The sequence below is a fragment of the Streptomyces sp. NPDC002054 genome (genome assembly GCF_040296685.1).
Classification (GTDB): Bacteria; Actinomycetota; Actinomycetes; order Streptomycetales; family Streptomycetaceae; genus Streptomyces.
Genome location: NZ_JBEOXT010000014.1, coordinates 137,823 through 158,717, shown reverse-complemented (window position 1 = coordinate 158,717; position 20,895 = coordinate 137,823). Strand labels below are relative to the sequence as shown.

The window sequence follows — 20,895 nt, the reverse complement described above, 5'->3', positions numbered from 1 at the left end:
AAGCCGCCGCTCCCTCCGGAGCGGCGGCTTCGTCGTGTGTCTGGCCACTTCGCGGGGGCGCGGGTACCTTGCGCCGCGACCCGAAGGAGGGGCCATGCCGGACCAGCCAGCACCCGAACCCGTGCCCGTGGAGCGGCTGGGCTTCGACCTGCCGCCCGAGCTCGGCACCGCCGAGCAGGAGCGGGCGCACCGCAAGGAACGGCTTGCCGAGGCGTTGCGGCTGCTGGCGCGGCTTGGCTGGGAGGACGGGGTGGCCGGGCACATCACCGCGCGGGATCCGGAGTTCCCCGACTGCTACTGGGTGAACCCCTTCGGGCGGGCCTTCGGCGGGCTGACCCCCGCCGATCTGCTGCTGGTCGACGGGGACGGGCGGGTGCTCCGGGGCGGGCGCCGGGTCAACGAGCTGGCCTTCGCCGTGCACGCGGCCGTCCACCGGGCGCGCCCCGAGGTGGTGTCCGTGGTCCGGGTGCCGGCCCCGTACGGCCGGGCCCTGGCCGCCCTCGGCGAGCTGCTGGCCCCGATCACCCAGGAAGCCTGCGCCTTCTACGAGGACCACGCCCTGCTGGACGAGTTCACCGCGACCGAGGATCCCGCCCGGATCGGCCGGGCGCTGGGCCCGTACAAGGCGCTGATCCTGCGCAACCGCGGGCTGCTGACGGTCGGAGGCTCGGTGGACGCGGCGGTCTGGTGGACCATCGCGGCGGAGCGGGCCGCGCAGGTGCAGCTGATCGCGCGGGCGGCCGGGAAGCCGGTACCCGTGGACCACCGGGCGGCGGTCGCGACCCGCGAGCGGTTCGGGTCCGATCTGGCGGCCTGGGTGAGCTACCAGCCGCTCCGCGAGCAGGGACACGAGCAGGGGGACACGCCGGTGGCGTCAACATCATGAACGGTTAATCACCTGCTCTGACATCGTGCGCAATCCGGAGCACTGGCGCAGTGGTGCACAATTCGCAGGCATTGCACCGGAGTTCAGTAGCTCAGAGAGGCGGCACGCTCGTGGCTGTCCAAGAGATCCACCGAACCACCCACGGCGGCGGCTGCACCTGCGACGACTGCCCGCACGGGGCGCGCGAGGGCCACCGCCGCGCCGACCAGGCCTTCCGGGAGAAGCGCGACGGGTTCGCCGCCGGACACGGGCTGCCCGCGGCCGTCGCCCGCTCGGCCGGGGCCTCCCGCCAGTGGGTTTCCGACGAGCTGACCGTGTCCGCCCGTACGGTCGCCGAGCGGGGCCGCGAGGCCGGCCATTCCTGGCTGTACCTGCTGTCCCGGCGGGCCGTGCTCACGGTGTGGATCGCCGCCGGGGTGCTGCTGCTGGTCCAGGTCGGCACCGCGCTCGGCACCGGCTGGTCCACCGCCCGGACCGCCGGGCTGCTGGCCGCGCTGCTGCTGGCCGGGCTCCTCACGGTGGCGGCCCGGGCGCAGACCCTCCGCGGCGGCCTGCTGGCCCCGCTGGTCGGCGAGGACAACCGGCTGTCCACCTCCAAGGCGGTGCCCTGCGCCTGGCTGCTGCTGACCGCCTTCGCCGCGCTGCTGCCGGCGCTGCGGCTGGCCGCCTCCGGGCCGGGGGCGGAGCGGGACGCCCTCTACGCGGGTCTGGAACTGTGGCGGGCGGTGCCGCTGCTGGCCGTGGTGGCATTGACCTCCGGGGTGGCGGTGCTGGTCCGCCGGGTGGTCTCGTTGCGGATCCTCGCGCAGCGGCTCCAGAAGCTGCCGGCGGACCGGCCGCGCGGGGCGGACCTGCTGACCGACGACTCGGGGCGGGGCAGCTTCCCGGACGCCCAGTACGTGCTGGTGTCCACGGTGGTGCTGGCCTATGCGGCGGTGTCGCTGGCCCGGTTCCCGGACCGGCTGCCGCGGCTGCCCTGGGCGCTGACCCTGCTGGTCGCCCTGTCGGCCGCCGTCTATCTGGCCGCCAAGTACGCGGAGGGCAGCCGTCCGCTGGTGCTGTCGGTGGTCCGGATCCGGGAGCCGGGGGACCTGGACGCGGCGGTCCGGACCGGGGACGACATCGAGATCCGCGGGGTGGGTTTCGTGCCGCCCGGGGCGCACACCCCGGAGATGCTGGCGCGGCTGGTGGTGCGGATCGGGGCGGTGCATGTGCATGTGCCGCTGGTGCCGGTCGCGGGCGGGTTCACCAACCCCTCGGACACCGTGCTGGTGGTCCCGGTGCCGGCCGAGGTGGAACCCGGGCGCACCGACATCCAGGTGGTGACGGCTGCCGGGGTGGAGTCCAACCGTTGCGTCGTCGACGTGGCCGACTGACCGGTATCGGGGTAGACATGGGGGCGTGACCCAGACATCCGAACGGACCTCCGAACCCCTGCCGCATTCCGGGTCGCGGCGCGCCGCCCTGTGGTCGCGGCTCGCTGCCCTGCGGGAGACCGTCGCCCCGTACGCCCTGCTGCCGCTGCGCCTGTTCCTCGGCGTGACCTTCGTCTACGCCGGGTTGGACAAGCTGTTCGACCCCGCCTTCCTCTCCGCCGACCCGGAGCTCCAGGGCTCGATCGCCTTCCAGATGACCAATATCCGGGACCTGTCGGCGATCCCGTCCCTGGTGGACCTCGGGCTCGAGGCGCCGGTGGCCGTCGGTGCGGCCATGGCCGTCGGTGAGCTGCTGGTGGGTCTGGGCACCCTCGCCGGGCTGTTCGCCCGGGTCGCGGCCCTCGGCGGGGCGCTGATCTCGCTCAGCCTGTGGCTCACCATGAGCTGGCAGGCCTCCCCGTACTACTACGGAAACGACCTGCCGTACCTGATGGCGTGGCTGCCGCTGGTGCTGGCGGGGGCGGCCTACTGGTCGCTGGACGCGCTGATCCGGTCGCGCTGGTCCCGGCGTACGGCATAGGTGATCAGGCCCAGCAGGGCGGCCAGGGACAGCCCGCCCATGGCCATCGGGACGATCACCCACCAGGCCAGGTCGGCCTCGCCGGTCGCGTCGAGCAGGTAGAGCACGCCCGCCACCAGCAGGACCAGGCCCGCGAGGAGCCGGCCGGGCTGGAACTCATGCCGCCGCACGGGCCACCTCCACCTGTCCCACACCCGCGGTCAGGTGCAGTTCGATCGTCCCGCCGGCCTCGGTGCCGGCGGCGGGCGGCAGGGTCGCCGTCCGCTTCTGGTTGCGTACGCCCTCGATGTGGTCGGGCCGGTCGCCGGGCAGCTGTACGTCGCCCACCCGGACCCGGATGTCGGCCTCGGCGGTGACCTCGCGGGGCAGGATCACCTTGAGCCGGCCGGCGTCGATGGCGGCGGTGACGGCGAGGGTGCTGCCCTTGGCCACGTCCAGCCGGCTGAGGTCCAGGGTGGCGAGGCCAGTGCCGGCCTCATAGGACGGCTTGACCTCGGCGACGGCGGCCGGCCGCCAGTCGACCCGCCGGAAGTCGGTGCCGATGTCCCGGGGCAGCACGGCCGCCCCGGCCAGCAGGCCGGCGGTGAGGACGCTGAGGAGGACGGTGCCGAAGCCGGTACGGCCACGGAAGGCGCTGACCGCGAGGCCCAGGCCGAACACGGCGAGGGCGCAGGCCAGACCGACCTGGAGGGCATGGCCCAGCGGATTGCCGTGCCAGGTGGCGGCGGTGCCGACGAGGGCGCCGAGCAGCGCGAGCACGAAGACCCGGCCGCCGATGCCGCCGCGCGGCGGCCGGTTCCCGGAGGTGGGGTCCGGTCCGGGGCCCTTCGGTGCGGACGGGTCGCCGGGGTCACCCGGCACGGCGGCGGCCCCGTCGGGGCCCCACAGGTAACCGGTGCCCGGGGCCCCGTCCTTGACCAGCGGGTCCTTCCACCAGGAAGGGGCTCCGGGGGTGGGCGGGGCCTGGGTCTCCGGCGGGGCCTCGGCCCGCGGGTGGGCCGGCTCGGCCTGGGCGGCGGGCACCGACCGGCGGCGGTGCGACCAGTAGGCGGCACCGGCCACGGCCAGGATCACCAGGACCGAGAAACCGCCCACGCCGCCGTTGTCCAGCAGCGACAGGAACACCGCGCAGCCGACCAGCGCGGCCAGCACCGCGGCCAGGGTGCCGCCCTCGATCCGGCCGGTGAGCAGCTTCTTGGCCTCGTTGTCCTCCTCGCCGTCCAGGGGCAGCAGCAGCCAGGCGAAGCCGTAGAAGATCAGACCGACGCCGCCGGTGACCGCGAGGACACCGAGCACGATCCGGAAGATCACCGGGTCCAGGTCGAAGTACCGGCCCAGGCCGCCGCAGACGCCCGCGAGCACCTTGTCGCGCTTGCTGCGGCGCAGCGGCGGGCGGTCGGCCGGGACGGCGGCCGGCTCGCCGGCCGAAGCGGCCGGACCGGCCGGTTCGGCCGGCGGGGACTCGTGCACATCGGTCATGCCTCCATGGTGACGGCCGCCCCGACCCGCCGGTATCCGGCCCGACCCTGGCGCAACCCTGATAAACCCCCGAGGGCGGCAGAGGGAAAACCGGGGGCTGCCCCGATGTCCCTTGTTCGCCCGCGCGTGTGACCATCGGGAACATGCCAGTGGTCGCCGCTTCCAGTACCCCGCACGCCCCCGATGCCGAGGAGCTGCCGCAGCGCAAGCTCTACCGGAGTGCCGACGGGCGGATGCTGGGCGGTGTCGCGCGCGGTCTCGCCGGGCACCTCGGGCTGCCCGTGCTCTGGGTCCGGCTCGCCTTCCTCGGCATGCTCATGTTCGGCGAGGGGCTGGGGGTGCTGCTCTACGCCGCGTTCTGGGTTTTCGTACCGCTGGGAGTCGGCGGCAAGCCGACCGGCCGCTCGCTCTTCGAGACCCTGCCGGACGGCCGCCGCCGGCTCCGCACCCCCGACAAGGGGCAGATCGTCGCCCTGGTCGTGCTGGCCGTCGGGGTGGCCCTGTTCATCACCAAGGTGCAGGCCGGCGGCGAGTCCGGCCGCTATCTGTGGCCCACCCTGCTGGTCGGGGCCGGCGTGGTCCTGGTGTGGCGGCAGGCCGACAACGCCCGCCGCGCGCACTGGACGGCCGCCGCCGGCCGGCACGGCCGGCTGCTCCAGGTGGGCCGGGCGCTGGCCGGAGTCGCGCTGGTGGGCGTCGGGCTCACCGTGTTCATCGTCGTACGGGGCTCCGCCGCACAGCTCGGCAACGTCCTCACCGCTACCCTCGCCGTCCTCGTCGGCATCGCCCTGCTGGCCGGGCCCTGGCTGATCCGGATGACCCAGGACCTCTCCGAGGAGCGGCTGATGCGCATCCGGGCCCAGGAGCGGGCCGAGGTCGCCGCCCACGTCCACGACTCGGTGCTGCACACGCTCACCCTGATCCAGCGCAATGCGGAGGACGTCGGCGAGGTCCGGCGGCTGGCCCGGGCGCAGGAACGCGAGCTGCGGAACTGGCTGTACAAGCCGGAGGGCACCGGCAAGGACGAGGCGGAGGAGCCGGACACGCTGGCCGAGGCCGTCAAGAAGACCGCGGCCGAGGTGGAGGACCACCACGGGGTCCCCATCGAGGTCGTGGTCGTCGGCGACTGCCCGCTGGACGACCGGCTGGGCGCACAGCTCCAGGCGGCGCGCGAGGCAATGGTGAACGCCGCCAAGTACGGTGGCGAGGGCGGGCCCGTGCAGGTCTACGCGGAGGTGGAGGGGCGGACGGTGTTCGTGTCCGTACGGGACCGGGGGCCGGGCTTCGACATCGACGCGGTACCCGACGACCGGATGGGCGTACGAGAATCGATCATCGGCCGGATGCAGCGCAACGGCGGGACCGCCCGGCTGCGGTCCGCGGCCGGCGGGGGCACGGAAGTCGAGCTGGAGATGGAGAGGGCGGCGAGCACGCAATGACCGAGGAGAACAATCGGGGCCGGCACGTCCGGGTGGTGCTCGTCGACGACCACCGGATGTTCCGTACGGGCGTCCAGGCGGAGATCGGCGAGACGGAGCGCACCGGGGTCGAGGTGGTCGGCGAGGCCGCCGACGTGGACCAGGCGGTCACCGTCATCACGGCCACCCGCCCCGAGGTGGTGCTGCTGGACGTGCACCTGCCGGGCGGCGGCGGGGTCGAGGTGCTGCGGCGCTGCGCCCCGCTGATGGCGGCGGCGGAGAATCCGGTGCGGTTCCTGGCCCTGTCGGTGTCGGACGCGGCCGAGGACGTCATCGGGGTGATCCGGGGCGGCGCCCGCGGCTACGTCACCAAGACGATCACGGGCGCCGACCTGGTCGACTCGGTCTTCCGGGTGCAGGAGGGCGACGCGGTGTTCTCGCCGCGGCTGGCGGGCTTCGTGCTGGACGCCTTCGCCTCCACCGACGCGCCGCCGGTGGACGAGGACATGGACCGGCTGACCCAGCGGGAGCGGGAGGTGCTGCGGCTGATCGCCCGCGGGTACGCGTACAAGGAGATCGCCAAGCAGCTGTTCATCTCGGTGAAGACGGTCGAATCGCATGTCTCGGCGGTGCTGCGCAAGCTCCAGCTGTCGAACCGGCACGAGCTGACCAGGTGGGCGACGGCACGCCGGCTGGTGTAACCGATGTGACCGATACCGCAAAATAACGGGGCAACCGGGACGGGTTGCGCACCCCTCTAGGGATGCGTGATGAGCCTGACCGGGACCCCGCTCTACGCGACGGTCTCGCTGTGGCTCTCCGGCGCCCCGAAGGACGGCTACGAGTCCGCCCGGGCCCTGGCCCGGGCGGCATACCCGCCGACGCTGGTCCACGCAGCACAGGTGGCCGGCGGCCACAACATCGAATCCTGGGTCCGCCAGCTCCCGCAGACCTTCACCTGGCTGGGCACGCGGCTGAAGGCGGCCTGAGGGGGCGGCGCGCGGTCAGGCCGGGCGGCTGGCGCCGGACCAGGGCATGGAGTCCACCGGGGCGATGCGCACCGTGGAGCCCGGGCGGGGGGCGTGGATCATCTTGCCGTCGCCGATGTAGAGCCCGACATGGCTGACCCCGGAGTAGAAGAAGACCAGGTCGCCGGGGGCCAGCCCGCTCTTGGTGATCCGCTGCCCGGCGTTGATCTGGGTGTAGGTGGTGCGCGGCAGGGAGACCCCCGCGGAGCGCCAGGCGGCCTGGGTGAGGCCAGAGCAGTCGAAGGAGCCGGGGCCGGTGGCGCCCCAGACGTACGGCTTGCCGATCGCCGCGTACGCGAAGGCGACGGCGCGGGCTGCGCGGGAGCTGCCGGCCTGCGGGCGGGCCGGTGCCGGCGCCCGGCGGGCGGCGGTGGCGGTACCGGCCTTGGCCGCGGCGGCGGCTGGTGCGGTCGTGGCGGGCGCGGCCGGCGAGGCGGGTGCGGTCGCGGGGCCGGAGTGGGCGTGCCGGGCCTCGTACGCAGCCCGCTCCTCGGCGGTCAGCCGGGCCAGCAGCCGCTTGGCGGCCTCCAGCTTGGACTCCACCGTCTGCTTGTGGCGGGCCAGCTCGGCCTGCCGCCCGCGCAGCTCGGCCAGCCGCCCGGCGGCCTGCGCGCGCAGGGTGCCGACCTCGTCGAGCTGCCGGCGTACGGAAGCGATCTCGGCGGCCTTGCGGTCGCCGGTCCGTTCCAGCATGGCCGCCCGGTCGAGGTACTCCTGCGGGCTGTCGGCGAGTACCAGCTGGACGGCCGGCCCGAGCGCCCCGCTGCGGTACTGGGAGGCGGCCAGCGAACCCAGGGCGTTGCGGGCGGTGTTGAGCCGGTCGGTCTTGCGGGCCGTCCGCTCCCGCAGTTCGGTGAGGGACCGCTCGGCCCGGTCGGCCTTCTCCTTCGCCCCGTTGTAGCGCTCGGTCGCGGCCTCGGCCTCCTCGTAGAGGCGGTCCACCTGGCCCTTGACCTGGTCCGGGGAGAGCCGCGGCTCCGCCTGCGAGGTGCCTTCGAACGTGGTGGCGGTGGCAGCGCCCGCGAGGGCGAGGGTGGCGGCCGTCCGGACGGTACCGCCGGAGAGCGGGCGCTGCCTGGGCTTTCGATGACTGGCCACGGGGGCGTCCTTCCGTTCGTCTTGGGGGAGGACGCTAGACCCGGAGGTAACGGGCAGATGACGAGATGGCCCGAACTGATCGGATGTGACCGATTACCGGTTAGTTCCAGAGGACGGCGATAAAGATGTTGAGCACGGTCAGACCGCCCACCGCACCGAACAGCGCCTTGTCCACCTGCTCCTCGTCCCGCTTGACGTAGACCAGCGCGAGGATGACGAACAGGACGGCGAGCTTCACGCCGACCTTGATGTTGTTGACCGCCTGGCCGTCCATCTCGTTGAAGCCGACCAGCAGCACACCGGTGACCAGCATGGTCAGCGCGCCGTGCAGCATCGAGGGCGAGAACCGCGCCGTTCCCGCACCCATGGCCTTCATCTGGGTCAGGAAACCGCCGAGCAGCGAGGCTATGCCGATGATGTGCAGGCCGACGAAAACATTGATGAGTACGTCCATGCCGCGAGCGTACGGGGCCCCCGTCGGCGAGATCCGGCGGGGGCGGCCCGGCTGTCGGCGCGGAGCTCTAGACTCGGAAAGCGATGAGCAGCCTCTTTGACGACAGTTTCCTGGCGGACCTCACCCCCTCCCACGAGGAGCCGCCCCCGCCGCCCGAGGAGTACGCCCCGGAAGCCGGGGCGGACGACCTGTTCGGAGGGCATTTCGACGTGCCCATGAGCGGGGACCGCTACTACCGGGACGGGGCGCCGAAGCCCGTCATCGACCCGGCGACCCTGCTGGACGGGCTGAACGAACAGCAGCGCGCCGCCGTGGTGCACGCGGGCTCGCCGCTGCTCATCGTGGCCGGCGCCGGCTCCGGCAAGACCCGGGTGCTCACCCACCGCATCGGGCACCTGCTGGCCGCCCGCAATGTCCACCCCGGCCAGATCCTCGCGATCACCTTCACCAACAAGGCCGCCGGTGAGATGAAGGAGCGGGTCGAAGGCCTGGTCGGCCCGCGGGCGAACGCGATGTGGGTGTCCACCTTCCACAGCGCCTGCGTCCGGATCCTGCGCCGCGAGTCCAAGCGGCTCGGCTTCACCTCCTCGTTCTCGATCTACGACGCGGCCGACTCCAAGCGCCTGATGGCCCTGGTCTGCCGCGATCTCGACCTCGACCCGAAGCGGTTCCCGCCCAAGTCCTTCAGCGCCAAGATCTCGAACCTGAAGAACGAGCTGATCGACGAGGACGCCTTCGCCGGGCAGGCCGCCGACGGCTTCGAGAAGACCCTCGCCCAGGCCTACGCCATGTACCAGTCGCGGCTGCGCGAGGCCAACGCGCTCGACTTCGACGACATCATCATGACCACGGTGCACCTGCTCCAGGCCTTCCCCGATGTCGCCGAGCACTACCGGCGCCGCTTCCGGCACGTCCTGGTCGACGAGTACCAGGACACCAACCACGCCCAGTACACGCTCGTGCGCGAGCTGGTCGGGCAGGGCTATCCGGACCTGCCGCCGGCCGAGCTGTGCGTGGTGGGCGACGCCGACCAGTCGATCTACGCCTTCCGCGGCGCGACCATCCGCAACATCCTCCAGTTCGAGGAGGACTACAAGGACGCGACGACGATCCTGCTGGAGCAGAACTACCGCTCCACCCAGACGATCCTCTCCGCGGCCAACGCGGTCATCGAGCGCAACGAGAACCGCCGCGCCAAGAACCTGTGGACCGAGGCCGGCTCGGGCGCCGGGATCACCGGGTATGTCGCCGACACCGAACATGACGAGGCGCAGTTCGTCGCCGACGAGATCGACCGGCTGACGGACGCGGGCGACGCCAAGGCCGGCGACGTCGCGATCTTCTACCGCACCAACGCCCAGTCCCGGGTGTTCGAGGAGATCTTCATCCGGGTCGGCCTGCCCTACAAGGTCGTCGGCGGCGTCCGCTTCTACGAGCGCAAGGAGGTCCGGGACGTCCTGGCCTACCTGCGGGTGCTGGCCAACCCGGAGGACAACGTCCCGCTGCGCCGGATCCTCAATGTGCCCAAGCGCGGCATCGGCGAGCGCGCCGAGGCGATGATCGACGCGCTGGCGCTCCGCGAGAAGATCACCTTCCCGCAGGCGCTGCGCCGGGTGGACGAGGCGTACGGCATGGCCGCCCGCTCCACCAACGCGGTCAAGCGGTTCAACGTCCTGATGGAGGAGCTCCGTACGATCGTCGACTCCGGCGCCGGCCCGGCGGTGGTGCTGGAGGCGGTCCTGGAGCGGACGGGATACCTGGCCGAGCTGCAGGCCTCCACCGACCCGCAGGACGAGACGCGGATCGAGAACCTCCAGGAACTTGCCGCCGTGGCGCTCGAGTTCGAGCAGGCCCGCGGCGAGGAGGCGGCCACCCCGGGCACCCTGGCGGAGTTCCTGGAGCAGGTGGCGCTGGTCGCCGACTCCGACCAGATCCCTGACGAGGACACGGAAGGCACCGGCGTCATCACCCTGATGACCCTGCACACCGCCAAGGGCCTGGAGTTCCCGGTGGTCTTCCTGACCGGCATGGAGGACGGGGTCTTCCCGCACATGCGGGCGCTCGGCCAGACCAAGGAACTGGAGGAGGAGCGGCGGCTCGCATACGTCGGCATCACCCGCGCCCGCGAGCGGCTCTACCTGACCCGCTCCAGCATGCGCAGCGCCTGGGGCACCCCCTCCTACAACCCGCCCTCGCGGTTCCTGGAGGAGATCCCCGACCAGTACCTGTCGTGGAAGCGGACCGGACCGGTGCAGAAGCCGGCCGGCCCGATCTCGGGTGCGCGCGGCGCGGGGAAGTCCTCGGCCTCGTCCTCGTCGTCGTCCTCTTTCGGGACCTCGCCGGAGGCGTTCCTGTCCTCCTCGCGGACCAGGTCGGGACCGTCCGGTTTCGCGACCCGCCGGGCCGCCGAGAAGCCGGTGATCTCGCTGACGGTGGGGGACCGGGTCACCCACGACCAGTTCGGCCTGGGCACGGTCATGGAGGTCCGGGGAGCCGGCGCGGACGCGCAGGCCACCATCGACTTCGGAGACGCCAAGCCGAAGCGGCTGCTGCTGCGCTACGCGCCGGTCGAGAAGCTCTGAACCGAACCCGGGGCGGCGGCGGCAGCGGCTGCAGCCGTCCCGGGTTTGTTGATCAGTTCGGGTTGAGGCCGTGGCTGCGGAGCCAGGAGCTGGGGTCGATCGCGGCCCCGCCGCCGGGCCGTACCTCGAAGTGGAGGTGCGGGCCGGTGGAGTTGCCCGAGTTGCCGGAGTACGCGATGACGTCCCCGGCCTTGACCTTGCCGGCCCGGATCTTGGTGCTGCTGAGGTGGCAGTACCAGGTCTCGGTGCCGTCGGGCGAGGTCACTATGGCCATGTTGCCGTAGGCGCTGTTGTACTGGGTGCGCACGGTGCCGTCGGTGGCGGCCATGACCGGGGTGCCGTAGGAGACCGGGAAGTCGATGCCGGTGTGCACGGACATCCACATGCCGCCGGACTGGCCGTAGCCGGCACTCAGGCCGTGCTGCCGGACCGGGAGCGCGAACTTGGGGCGGAGCGCCTCCTTGCGGGCCGCTTCCTCCACCCGCTTTTTGCGCTCCTCGTCCTGGCGCACCTTCAGGTCGATGCGCTCCTGGGTGCGGCTCGCGCGGTCCGCGAAGTCACCGGCGTCGGCGCTGAGGGCGGCGAGCTGGGTGTCGAGCTTGGTGTTCGCGGCGACCGGCTTGACGGAGGACGGGTCGGGCGCGGCGGCAGTGGTGATCTGCTCGTCGGCCTTCTCCTCGCCGCCGGTGAGACCGCCCACGGAGGCGGCGGCGACGCCCGCGACGCCCATCACGCACACGGAGGGCACGGCCACGGTCAGCAGGGCGGAACGCTTCGCCGGGGTGCGGCGTCGGCCGGCCGCGGCGGCGGAACGGGTGGTCGCACCCTTGGCGCTGCCGGCCTTGCCGGCGTTCTTGGCGGCGGCCTTGCCGGCGGCGCGGCGTGCGGAGCGCGGCACGGAGGCCTCCTCCGAGGCCGGCTGCTGCGGCATGGTCTGGGTCTCGGCGCCGTGCAGCGCGTCGGGCCCGTCCGGCGCTTCGGCCTCGTCGGGCTCCGCGAGCTCCGGCGGGACGACCTCGAAGGTGGCGGTCGGAGTGGGAGCCTCGGGAGCGGCGTCGCCCGCCGGGTAGCCGGCCTGCGGCTGCTGCTCGTACGCGTAGGCCTGCGGCTGCGGCTGCTGCTCGTATTCGTGCTCGTACGTGTACTGCTGGGGCAGTTCCTCCGGCGCGACCGTGTTCCAGGCGGTGGCGTCGTATGCGCCGGTCTCGGTGCCGACCATGGTGCCGTAGCCGGGCATCGCCCAGTGGCCGGTCTGCTCGGCCGAGGTGGTGTCGTAGCCGAAGGCGGTCGGCTGGGCCGACAGGTCCTGCTGGTACTCGGCCGCGTACCACTGGCCGGTGGTGTCCTGCGGAGCCGGCTGCGCGGGGATGGCCGCGGACCAGGCGGTCGTGTCGTACGCGCCGGTCGTGTCGTAGGAGGCCGAGGACTCGTAGGACGCGGCGGCGTAGGGGGTGAACCCGCCCGAGTAGTCGTACCCCTGAGCCTGCGTTTCAAAGGAGCCGTAACTCAGGTCACCAGCGAAAGTGGTGGTGGAGAGGCCGTCGTACCCGGCATCCGGGTACTGGCCCAACGAGGGGCGGTCGTTCACCAACTTCTCTTTCGCCTCGGCAGTGGGGGGCCTGGGTGGCCGGGGAAACGGAATCCCCGGAGGAGAGCAGTGGCGTGACTGTACCCGGCGGTTCCTCGCGGCGACAATCTTCGACGGCTTTTGACCTCTCAAGAACCGGGCATTCGGCCGCCTTTCGGTCGCACCCACACAGACCCTTGGCCTTGAGTTCGATATCCGTTCGACTTGAGGTCGATTCCGGTTCAGGCGACGGAAGCGGCTCCGGAGCCCTCTCCGGAGGCATCTCGGGAGGCATCCCGAACCGCCGCCTGGACGGGGCCGTCGAGAGCGCGGCGGACCGCAGCGATGACCGCCGGGTGGGCGGGCAGGGCCAGATGTCCGATTCCGGTGACCTGCACGTTCTCCACGAGCAGGTCGGGGTGTTCCAGGCGGGCCGTGTGCACCGGGGCCATCAGCGCGTCGAACTCGCTCCAGAACGCGACGAACCGGGTCCGGCAGCCGGGCGCCGGCGCAGCCAGCTCCGCCAGCACCTCCGAGTCCGGACGCATCTGCCGGACCACCGGGTGCGCGTCCATGAACGGCGCGACGGTGGTTCCGGAATGCGGGGTGCCGAGGGTGACCAGGGTGCGCACCCGGGCGTCCCCGCCGAGGCACTGCACGTAATGGCGGGCGACCAGACCACCGAGGCTGTGCCCCACCAGATCCACCCGCTCCTGCCCGGTCCGCGCGCACAGCTCCTCGACCCGCCGGCCCAGCAGCCGGGCCGCCGCGCGCAGATCGCAGGTGAACGGCGAGTAGTTGTACGTCTCCACCCGGCGCCGGCCGTCCGCGCCGAGGGCGCGGCGCAGCAGCACGAAGACGGACCGGTTGTCGCCGAACCCGTGCAGCAGCAGCGCGGGGGGCCGCGCGTCGCGGTCGTTGCCCGGGGCGCCCGGGGGAGCGGTCCGCTCCTGGGCGATCCCGGTCGGGTAGAGCAACAGATGGCCGGCCAGCACCACCAGCTCCAGCACGACTGCGCGCAGCGCACCGGCGGATCGGGGCGCGGCCCCGGAAGGTACGACTGAAAGCCCCATCCGACGCCCTCCCCCGATGCGTCGGCAGCGCCGCCGTGCCGTGCGGCTGTCGGCACGGAGGCGCTGCACCCCGTACGGTGCTTGCTCTGTGATTTCCCCCTCGTGGTTGACCGCGAAACGGTGTCGTGCGGGATGCTGTACTTAACGTTCGTTCACTCGGGAGGCAGTGCGATGGGTGTGACCGGTCCGATCCGTGTGGTGGTGGCCAAGCCGGGTCTCGACGGCCACGACCGCGGCGCGAAGGTGATCGCGCGGGCGCTGCGCGATGCGGGTATGGAGGTCATCTACACGGGCCTGCACCAGACTCCGGAGCAGATCGTCGACACGGCCATTCAGGAGGACGCGGACGCGATTGGGCTGTCCATCCTGTCGGGCGCGCACAACACGCTGTTCGCCAAGGTGCTGGAGCTCCTGAAGGAGCGCGACGCGGAGGACATCAAGGTCTTCGGCGGCGGCATCATTCCGGAGGCGGACATCGCTCCGCTGAAGGAGAAGGGCGTGGCGGAGATCTTCACGCCGGGCGCGACGACGACGGCGATCGTGGACTGGGTCCGCGCCAACGTCCGCCCCGCGGCCTAGCCCCGCCCCCTGCCCTTGGGGCTGCGCCCCCGCTTATGGGGCTGCGCCCCAGCGGGGTCCGGGGCGCAGCCCCGAAAACGAGTGCGGGCGGAGCCCGGGCATCCCGACGGGGTCCGGGGCGGAGCTCCGGTTTCGGGAAGGGGCGGGGTGGGGGAAGGCTTCGCGGAGCGGGGCCCGGGCCGGGGTTAGGCGGGGGTGGTTAGTTCGGTCAGCATGGCCGCCCGCATCCGCAGCGTGGCCACCAGCCGCGCAAACGCCTCCGCCCAGTACCCCGCAGCCCCCTCCACCGGCTCCGGCCCCCGCACTGCGGCCACCGCCTCGAGCCGCCCCGCCTCCGCCGGATCAAGGCAACGCTCCGCCAGCCCCATCACCCCGCTGAAGCTCCACGGATAGCTGCCCGCCTCCCGCGCCGCCTCCAGCGCTTCCACCACGGCCCGCCCCAGCTCCCCGGCCCAGGGCACGGCGCACACCCCGAGCAGCTGGAACGCCTCCGACAAGCCGTGTGCCCGGATGAACTCCGCGACCCAGGCCGCCCGTTCCTCCTGGGTCAGGGTCTCCAGCAGCTTCGCCCGCTCCGCCAGCGAGGCTGTGCCCGGGCCCGCGGCCGGCGGGTCGGCGGCCGAGCCCAGCAGGGCCTTCGACCACTCCGGGTCCTGCTGCCGGACCGCGGCCCGGCACCAGGCGGCATGGAGTTCCTCCGCCCAGCCCTCGGCGACCGGCACGGCCACGATCTCCGCCGGGCCGAGCCCGCCGAACCGCTCCCGCCAGCAGGCCAGCGGCGCCGCCTCCACCAGCTGGCCCAGCCACCAGGCGCGCTCCCCGCGGCCGGCCGGCGGGCGGCGGACCACCCCGTCGCGCTCCATCCCCTGATCGCACTCGGCGGGCGGGGTCACCCCCTCCGGGCCCACACAGGCCAGCGCCCGCTCCGCCATCCGCCCCGCCAGCGCGGACCCGGGCAGCGCCGACAGCAACTCCGCCGCCAGTGCACGCACATTGCGGCTCCGGTCGCCCAGCGCCCCTTCCAGGAACGGCTCGTCCTGCGCGGACAGCCCCGCCCGCAGGGAGTCCAGGAACATCAGCCGGTCCTCGGCCCGCTCGGCGGCCCAGGCGGTCGAGAGCAGCGCCACCGCCCCCGCCGGATCCGCCGCCCGTACGGCACCCAGCACGGCCACCCGCTCCGCGAACAGCCCCTCCTCCCACAGCCGGGCCACCCCCTCCCGGTCCTCGGGGCCCGGGAGCTCCGCTCCGCCCGCCCCGCTGCGCAGCGCGAACCGCCAGTCCGGGTTGAGCCGGGCCAGCCAGCGCCCCCGGGGGCCGGCCAGGGCCAGCGCCTGGGGCCGCAGGTCGGTCCGCGCCCGGGCCGCGTCCAGCAGCGCCGGCAGCTGCGCGGCCGGCGCCCGGTACCCGTGCCGGGCGGCGGCGGCCAGCCACTGCGGCAGCAGCTCGGTCAGGTCCGGGGCCGAGCCCCGCCGACCGCCTGCGGCCCCGGCCCGGCCGGCGAGCAGCTGGGCCAGCCGCCGCCGGGCTGCCTCGGGCGGCTCCGGCCGCGGATCGGGTGCCGCCGGCTCCGGCCGCGGGCCGGCCTCCGCCGGCCGCAGCCCGGCCCGGCGCCGCAGTGCCTGCACCGCCGCGGCGTCCAGCAGCGCCTCCGGCGTGCCGCCCTGTCTTCGGTCGGTGCCGAGCAGCGCGGTGCCGACCAGGTCCTCCCAATCCCCGTACCCGTTCACGAAGCCCCTCCCTCTGTCCGTTCCGTGCGTGTCGATGTCTCGTGTCAGGTCGCGTGGTTGTCGTTGCTCACGACAGCGATACCGGCTCCCCCGTCCCCATTTCCGTCCCCGTCCCCGTCTGCCAGGCCGTCAGCGGCACGAAGCCCCGATGGCCGCACTCTCCGAACACCGTCACCGGCCCGCCCCCGGACAGCGCGGCCAGCTGCCACAGCCCGGCCCCGGCCCGCCCGCCGCCGGTCCGCACCGGCAGGGCGTCCTTCCCGTCCGCGTCGGCCAGTTGCCAGCCCAGCTCCCCGGGTATCGGCACGACCCGGTCCAGCACCACCGGCCAGGACTCCAGCCAGGGGTCCTCCCGGAGGGCGGTGCCGTACCCGTCCAGCGCGGCGCCCGTGCTCATCCCGCCCGGCGGCCGGGCATGCGGGGCCGGCGCGGCGTACCGGTCGCCGAGATCGGCCCGGAGGCCGGCCGAGCCCGGCCGGAACCGGGCCTCCGCATCCAGCACCAGGCCCACCGGCAGAGCCAGTTGGGGCGGCCGGCCGGGCGGCCCGTAGTCCATCACCAGGGCCTTGCGACCGCTCTCCAGGCCCTGGAGCCAGAGCCGCCGGGTGGTCAGCCGGCCGTCCGCGGAGGCCGAGTCGTACTGCGCGAGCACCAGCCAGCGGTCCCGCACCCCGGCCGCCCCCTCCGCGGCCGGGGGCAGTCCCACTCTGGTCCGCACGGTGGCGGCCAGCGGCTCCGGCAGCCCGGCCGCCCCCAGCCAGGCCCGGTCCAGCAGGTGCAGCAGCGCGCACTCCTCCAGCATCCGGCCCGGCCAGCCCGCGCCGGAGCTGGGTATCGTCCCCAACTCCCGGACCCTGGCGGCCAGTCCGGGCGCCTGTGCATCGACCATCCGGGCCGCGGTCTCCTCCCACGCCCCGTATCCCGACTGCTCCTGCCCGGCCAGTCCGCCGCGCAGCAGATCGGCGAGCCGCCGCTCCAGTTCGGTGACGCCCGCCCCGATCCGGCCGGCCCGCCGCTCGGCGCGCTTGCGCGCGGCCTCCGCGTCGGCCGGTCCGGCCGACGCGGACCGGGCGGCGGCCTTCGCCGCCCGCCCGGCCAGCCACTCCGCGGCCCAGTCCGGGACCTCGGCCGGCTCCCCCAGCCCCTCCGCGGCCCAGAGCAGCAGCAGTCCCAGCGCGTGCTTGCACGGGAACTTCCGGCTCGGGCAGGAGCATGAGTACGCCGGCCCGGTCAGGTCCACGACCGTCCGGTACGGCTTGCTGCCGCTGCCCTTGCACCACCCCCACACCGCACCGGAAGCGGAACCTCCGGTCTGCGACCACGGACCCGCCCCGCCGAGCTTGCCTCCCGCTTTGCGTGATGCCTCGTCAGGAGCCAGAGCCAGTACCTGTTCCGCTGTCCAGCGGACCCCCTGCTCAGTCATGACAACCACCGTAGGGACCCCCACTGACAATCGCTCTGACCTGCAACAACATGGACAGCAAAGGGCGTTGTCAGTGGGGTGGTGCACGGTGGTGGACAGCAGCCGGAAAGGGCTGCCGAGTCTGGAGGGGGACCCATGACCATGCCCGAGAACGGCACCGGTGCCGAGGCGCTGCGACCGCACGCCGAGGACGCCTTCGCGCACGAACTGAAAGCCCTCGCGGCGAACGACGACCACCCGCGCCCGGTCCGCTGGAAGCTCTCCCCGTGGGCCGTCGCCACCTACCTGCTGGGCGGCACCCTCGCGGACGGCACGGTGATCACCCCGAAGTACGTGGGGCCCCGCCGGATCGTCGAGGTCGCCGTCACCACCCTCGCCACCGACCGCGCCCTGCTCCTGCTGGGCGTCCCCGGCACCGCCAAGACCTGGGTGTCCGAACATCTCGCCGCCGCCGTCAGCGGCGACTCCACCCTGCTGGTCCAGGGCACCGCCGGAACCCCGGAGGAAGCCATCCGGTACGGCTGGAACTACGCCCGGCTGCTCGCCCACGGCCCCAGCCGCGAGGCCCTCGTCCCCAGCCCCGTCATGCGGGCCATGTCCGAGGGCATGACCGCCCGGGTCGAGGAGCTCACCCGTATCCCCGCCGATGTGCAGGACACCCTCATCACCGTGCTGTCCGAGAAGACCCTCCCCATACCGGAGCTGGGCGAGGAGGTGCAGGCGGTCCGCGGGTTCAACCTCATCGCCACCGCCAACGACCGCGACCGCGGGGTAAACGAGCTCTCCAGTGCCCTGCGCCGCCGCTTCAACACCGTGGTCCTGCCGCTGCCCGCGACCGCCGACGCCGAGGTCGACATCGTCGCCCGCCGCGTCGACCAGATGGGCCGCGCGCTGGACCTGCCCGCCGCCCCCGAGGGCCTGGCGGAGATCCGCCGGGTCGTCACCGTCTTCCGCGAGCTCCGCGAGGGCATCACCGACGACGGCCGGACGAAGGTCAAGTCGCCCAGCGGCACCCTGTCCACCGCCGAGGCCATCTCGGTGGTCACCAACGGCCTCGCGCTGGCCGCCCACTTCGGCGACGGCGTGCTCCGCCCCTCCGACGTGGCCGCCGGCATCCTCGGCGCGGTCGTCCGCGACCCGGCCGCCGACCGGGTCGTCTGGCAGGAGTACCTGGAGGCGGTCGTCCGCGAGCGGGACGGCTGGAAGGACTTCTACCGCGCCTGCCGCGAGGTGACGGTATGACGGCCACCGTCCCCGCCGCCCCGGGGCCTCTGCTCCTCGGGGTACGGCACCACGGGCCCGGTTCGGCCCGCGCCGTGCGGGCCGCTCTGGAGGCGGCCCGGCCGGCGGCCGTCCTGATCGAGGGCCCGCCCGAGGGCGACGCCCTGCTGCCGCTCGCCGCCGACCCCGGAATGAGGCCGCCGGTCGCGCTGCTCGCGCATGCGGCTGCCGACCCGGGCCGGGCCGCGTTCTGGCCGCTGGCCGAGTTCTCCCCCGAGTGGGTGGCGATCCGCTGGGCGCAAGAGGCCGGCGTACCGGTCCGGTTCATCGACCTGCCGGCCGCCCACTCGCTGGCGGCCGAGCAACACCCGGGCGACGCGGGTGACCCGGACGCCGCGGGCGACCCGGAGGCCGCCGGGCCCGGCTCCGTACGGATCGACCCGCTCGCGGTGCTGGCCGAGACCGCCGGGTATGACGACCCCGAGCGCTGGTGGGAGGACGTCGTCGAGCACCGCGGTGCGGGCCGGGCCGATCCGCTGGCCCCGTTCGAGGCCCTCGGCGAGGCGATGGGCGCCCTGCGCGAGGCCTACGGCGACGGCGGCCACGCCCGTGACCTGGTGCGCGAGGCGTACATGCGGCAGAAGATGCGGGCCGCGAAGCGGGAGTTCGGCGCGGCATACGCGGTGGTGTGCGGGGCCTGGCACGTCCCGGCGCTGCGTGCGAAGACCACCGCGGCGGCCGACCGGGCGCTGCTCGCCGGGCTGCCCAAGGTGAAGGTGGAGACCGCCTGGGTGCCCTGGACGCACCGCCGGCTCGCCCGGGCCGGCGGGTACGGGGCGGGCATCACCTCTCCCGGTTGGTACGGGCACCTGTTCACCGCCCCCGACCGGCCGGTCGAGCGCTGGCTGACCAGGATCGCCGGCCTGCTGCGGGCGGAGGACCGGCAGGTCTCCTCGGCCCATGTCATCGAGGCGGTCCGGCTCGCCGACACCCTGGCCGCAATGCGTGGCCGGCCGCTGCCCGGCCTTTCCGAAACCCTGGAGGCGGCCCGGGCGGTGATGTGCGACGGCTCGGATATACCGCTGGCCCTCATCGAGGACCGCCTCGTCGTCGGCGACCTGCTCGGCGAGGTCCCGGAGACGGCACCGATGGTCCCCCTCCAGCGGGACCTCGGCCGGCTCCAGCGCTCCCTGCGGCTGAAGCCCGAGGCGCAGGACCGGGAGCTGGAGCTGGACCTGCGCAAGGACAGCGACGCGGCCAAGAGCCTGCTGCTGCACCGGCTGCTGCTGCTCGGGATCGGCTGGGGCACGCCCACGGTGTCCCGGGGCAGCACCGGCACCTTCCGGGAGACCTGGCGGCTGTGCTGGGAGCCGGAGCTGTCGGTGCGGGTGGCCGAGGCCGCCGTCTGGGGCAACACGGTGCAGGCCGCCGCCACCGCCAGGGCGGAGGCGGATGCGACCGCCGCAGCGGAGCTGGGTGAGGTCACCTCGCTGGCCGAGCGCTGCCTGCTGGCGGGGCTGTCCGAGGCGCTGCCCGCCGTGCTGCGGGCCCTGGCCGACCGGGCCGCGCTGGACACCGATGTGGCCCGGCTGGCCAAGGCGTTGCCCGCGCTGGCCCGCTCCCTGCGGTACGGGGACGTCCGCGGCACCGACACCGCCGCGCTGGGCACGGTCGCGGCGGGCCTGGCCGAGCGCATCTGCGTGGCGCTGCCGCCCGCCTGCGCGGCCGGACTCGATGCCGACGGCGCGGCGGAGCTGCGCAACCACCTGGACGCGGTGCACGGAGCGATCGGCCTGCTCGGCCACGCCCCGGACGGCCCGGGCGGCGCCGATCGCCCGGACGTCCCGGAGCCGGCCGAGCCGGGGCTGCCGGAGCGCTGGGCGGCGGTGCTGCGCACGCTGGCCGGGCGGGACACCGTCCCCGGGCTGATCCGCGGCCGGGCGGCCCGGCTGCTGCTGGACGAGGGCCGGCTGGCCCCCGAGGAGACGGCCCGGCTGATGGGGCTGGCCCTGTCCCCGGCAGCCGGCCCGGTGGACGCGGCCGGCTGGATCGAGGGCTTCGCGGGCGGCGGCGCGGGCGGCGGCACCCTGCTGGTCCACGACGAACGGCTGCTCGGCCTGATCGACACCTGGCTGACCGGCGTACCGGAGGGCGCGTTCACCGACGTACTGCCGCTGCTGCGGCGGACGTTCGGGGCGTACGAGCCGGGGGTGCGGCGCTCCCTGGGCGAGTTGGTCCGCCGCGGCCCGGGCGGCGGCACCGCCGGATCCGGCTCGGCGGGCGCCATCGAGGGCTTCGCCCCGGACCTGGACGAGGCCCGCGCGGACGCGGTGGTCCCGCTGGTCCGGCTGCTGCTCGGCACGGCCGCCTGACGGGCCGCCGGCCCGGACACACCACACCACAA

The 20,895-nt window shown here is 73.9% G+C and carries 18 protein-coding genes; 10 read left to right on the top strand and 8 right to left on the bottom strand.

Annotated features, from left to right (window positions below; translation table 11 throughout):
- Positions 1-94: 94 nt before the first annotated feature.
- The 3 genes from ABT123_RS15815 to ABT123_RS15805 all read left to right on the top strand — a co-directional run bounded on the left by ABT123_RS15815 (position 95) and on the right by ABT123_RS15805 (position 2,842).
- Complete coding sequence (locus ABT123_RS15815) at positions 95-886, top strand: class II aldolase/adducin family protein (protein WP_351313820.1); 792 nt, start codon at positions 95-97, stop codon at positions 884-886.
- 110 nt (positions 887-996) lie between these two features.
- Complete coding sequence (locus ABT123_RS15810; RefSeq protein ID WP_351313817.1) at positions 997-2,262, top strand: hypothetical protein; 1,266 nt, start codon at positions 997-999, stop codon at positions 2,260-2,262.
- Positions 2,263-2,320: 58 nt separating this feature from the next.
- Complete coding sequence (locus ABT123_RS15805) at positions 2,321-2,842, top strand: DoxX family protein (protein WP_502970968.1); 522 nt, start codon at positions 2,321-2,323, stop codon at positions 2,840-2,842.
- Here ABT123_RS15805 and ABT123_RS15800 read toward each other — a convergent pair.
- Together ABT123_RS15800 and ABT123_RS15795 are read right to left on the bottom strand one after the other, a co-directional pair.
- Positions 2,788-3,012, bottom strand: coding sequence for a hypothetical protein (locus tag ABT123_RS15800; protein ID WP_351313814.1), 225 nt, complete (start codon positions 3,010-3,012; stop codon positions 2,788-2,790). The two genes, ABT123_RS15805 and ABT123_RS15800, sit on opposite strands and share 55 nt — an antisense overlap.
- Positions 2,999-4,321: a PspC domain-containing protein gene (locus ABT123_RS15795; RefSeq protein WP_351313811.1), complete on the bottom strand. Its 1,323-nt coding sequence runs from the start codon at positions 4,319-4,321 to the stop codon at positions 2,999-3,001. The genes ABT123_RS15800 and ABT123_RS15795 overlap by 14 nt, the downstream gene beginning before the upstream one ends.
- Before the next feature lie 143 nt (positions 4,322-4,464).
- Between ABT123_RS15795 and ABT123_RS15790 the strand changes: the two genes are divergently transcribed.
- From ABT123_RS15790 to ABT123_RS15780, 3 genes are all read left to right on the top strand, one after another.
- On the top strand, positions 4,465-5,760 hold the full coding sequence (locus ABT123_RS15790) for an ATP-binding protein (protein WP_351313809.1): 1,296 nt from the start codon (positions 4,465-4,467) through the stop codon (positions 5,758-5,760).
- Positions 5,757-6,440: a LuxR C-terminal-related transcriptional regulator gene (locus tag ABT123_RS15785; RefSeq protein ID WP_351313806.1), complete on the top strand. Its 684-nt coding sequence runs from the start codon at positions 5,757-5,759 to the stop codon at positions 6,438-6,440. Before ABT123_RS15790 ends, ABT123_RS15785 begins: the two co-directional genes overlap by 4 nt.
- Positions 6,441-6,509: 69 nt before the next feature.
- Entirely contained in the window at positions 6,510-6,728 is a 219-nt protein-coding gene (locus tag ABT123_RS15780; RefSeq protein WP_351313803.1) for a hypothetical protein, read from the top strand.
- Between the two features lie 15 nt (positions 6,729-6,743).
- Here ABT123_RS15780 and ABT123_RS15775 read toward each other — a convergent pair whose 3' ends face one another.
- Positions 6,744-7,865: a C40 family peptidase gene (locus ABT123_RS15775; RefSeq protein ID WP_351313800.1), complete on the bottom strand. Its 1,122-nt coding sequence runs from the start codon at positions 7,863-7,865 to the stop codon at positions 6,744-6,746.
- A 100-nt stretch (positions 7,866-7,965) separates the two neighbouring features.
- Positions 7,966-8,319 carry a hypothetical protein gene (locus ABT123_RS15770; protein WP_351313797.1) on the bottom strand — a complete coding sequence of 118 codons (354 nt, stop codon included), beginning with the start codon at positions 8,317-8,319 and terminating at the stop codon, positions 7,966-7,968.
- 83 nt (positions 8,320-8,402) lie between these two features.
- Here ABT123_RS15770 and pcrA point away from each other — a divergent pair, with 83 nt between their 5' ends.
- Positions 8,403-10,901 carry a DNA helicase PcrA gene (gene pcrA, locus ABT123_RS15765; protein WP_351313794.1) on the top strand — a complete coding sequence of 833 codons (2,499 nt, stop codon included), beginning with the start codon at positions 8,403-8,405 and terminating at the stop codon, positions 10,899-10,901.
- Between the two features lie 52 nt (positions 10,902-10,953).
- On the opposite strand, the gene ABT123_RS15760 is transcribed toward pcrA, so the two are convergent.
- Together ABT123_RS15760 and ABT123_RS15755 are read right to left on the bottom strand one after the other, a co-directional pair.
- A complete protein-coding gene (locus ABT123_RS15760; protein ID WP_351313791.1) occupies positions 10,954-12,489 on the bottom strand; it encodes a M23 family metallopeptidase in 1,536 nt (511 codons plus the stop codon).
- A 221-nt stretch (positions 12,490-12,710) separates the two neighbouring features.
- On the bottom strand, positions 12,711-13,541 hold the full coding sequence (locus tag ABT123_RS15755; RefSeq protein WP_351313788.1) for an esterase/lipase family protein: 831 nt from the start codon (positions 13,539-13,541) through the stop codon (positions 12,711-12,713).
- Between the two features lie 171 nt (positions 13,542-13,712).
- Between ABT123_RS15755 and icmB the strand changes: the two genes are divergently transcribed.
- Positions 13,713-14,120: a coenzyme B12-dependent isobutyryl CoA mutase small subunit gene (icmB, locus tag ABT123_RS15750; protein WP_351313786.1), complete on the top strand. Its 408-nt coding sequence runs from the start codon at positions 13,713-13,715 to the stop codon at positions 14,118-14,120.
- A gap of 185 nt (positions 14,121-14,305) precedes the next feature.
- Here icmB and ABT123_RS15745 read toward each other — a convergent pair whose 3' ends face one another.
- Together ABT123_RS15745 and ABT123_RS15740 are read right to left on the bottom strand one after the other, a co-directional pair.
- Positions 14,306-15,847, bottom strand: coding sequence for a DUF5691 domain-containing protein (locus tag ABT123_RS15745; RefSeq protein WP_351313783.1), 1,542 nt, complete (start codon positions 15,845-15,847; stop codon positions 14,306-14,308).
- A 67-nt stretch (positions 15,848-15,914) separates the two neighbouring features.
- On the bottom strand, positions 15,915-17,270 hold the full coding sequence (locus ABT123_RS15740) for an SWIM zinc finger family protein (protein ID WP_351313780.1): 1,356 nt from the start codon (positions 17,268-17,270) through the stop codon (positions 15,915-15,917).
- A 135-nt stretch (positions 17,271-17,405) separates the two neighbouring features.
- On the opposite strand from ABT123_RS15740, the gene ABT123_RS15735 reads away from it, so the two are divergent.
- Both ABT123_RS15735 and ABT123_RS15730 read left to right on the top strand, forming a co-directional pair.
- The gene (locus ABT123_RS15735; RefSeq protein ID WP_351313777.1) at positions 17,406-18,512 is read left to right on the top strand and encodes an ATP-binding protein; all 1,107 of its coding nucleotides are present in this window, start codon (positions 17,406-17,408) and stop codon (positions 18,510-18,512) included.
- The gene (locus ABT123_RS15730) at positions 18,509-20,863 is read left to right on the top strand and encodes a DUF5682 family protein (protein WP_351313774.1); all 2,355 of its coding nucleotides are present in this window, start codon (positions 18,509-18,511) and stop codon (positions 20,861-20,863) included. Before ABT123_RS15735 ends, ABT123_RS15730 begins: the two co-directional genes overlap by 4 nt.
- Positions 20,864-20,895 lie beyond the last annotated feature (32 nt).

What these genes read in the sequence shown, in the direction of transcription:
- ABT123_RS15815 (WP_351313820.1), top strand. Translation starts at nt 95, where the DNA reads ATGCCGGACCAGCCAGCACCCGAACCCGTGCCCGTGGAGCGGCTGGGC.
- ABT123_RS15795 (WP_351313811.1), bottom strand. Translation starts at nt 4,321, where the DNA reads ATGACCGATGTGCACGAGTCCCCGCCGGCCGAACCGGCCGGTCCGGCC.
- ABT123_RS15790 (WP_351313809.1), top strand. Translation starts at nt 4,465, where the DNA reads ATGCCAGTGGTCGCCGCTTCCAGTACCCCGCACGCCCCCGATGCCGAG.
- ABT123_RS15785 (WP_351313806.1), top strand. Translation starts at nt 5,757, where the DNA reads ATGACCGAGGAGAACAATCGGGGCCGGCACGTCCGGGTGGTGCTCGTC.
- ABT123_RS15780 (WP_351313803.1), top strand. Translation starts at nt 6,510, where the DNA reads ATGAGCCTGACCGGGACCCCGCTCTACGCGACGGTCTCGCTGTGGCTC.
- ABT123_RS15770 (WP_351313797.1), bottom strand. Translation starts at nt 8,319, where the DNA reads ATGGACGTACTCATCAATGTTTTCGTCGGCCTGCACATCATCGGCATA.
- pcrA (WP_351313794.1), top strand. Translation starts at nt 8,403, where the DNA reads ATGAGCAGCCTCTTTGACGACAGTTTCCTGGCGGACCTCACCCCCTCC.
- ABT123_RS15755 (WP_351313788.1), bottom strand. Translation starts at nt 13,541, where the DNA reads ATGGGGCTTTCAGTCGTACCTTCCGGGGCCGCGCCCCGATCCGCCGGT.
- icmB (WP_351313786.1), top strand. Translation starts at nt 13,713, where the DNA reads ATGGGTGTGACCGGTCCGATCCGTGTGGTGGTGGCCAAGCCGGGTCTC.
- ABT123_RS15740 (WP_351313780.1), bottom strand. Translation starts at nt 17,270, where the DNA reads ATGACTGAGCAGGGGGTCCGCTGGACAGCGGAACAGGTACTGGCTCTG.
- ABT123_RS15735 (WP_351313777.1), top strand. Translation starts at nt 17,406, where the DNA reads ATGACCATGCCCGAGAACGGCACCGGTGCCGAGGCGCTGCGACCGCAC.
- ABT123_RS15730 (WP_351313774.1), top strand. Translation starts at nt 18,509, where the DNA reads ATGACGGCCACCGTCCCCGCCGCCCCGGGGCCTCTGCTCCTCGGGGTA.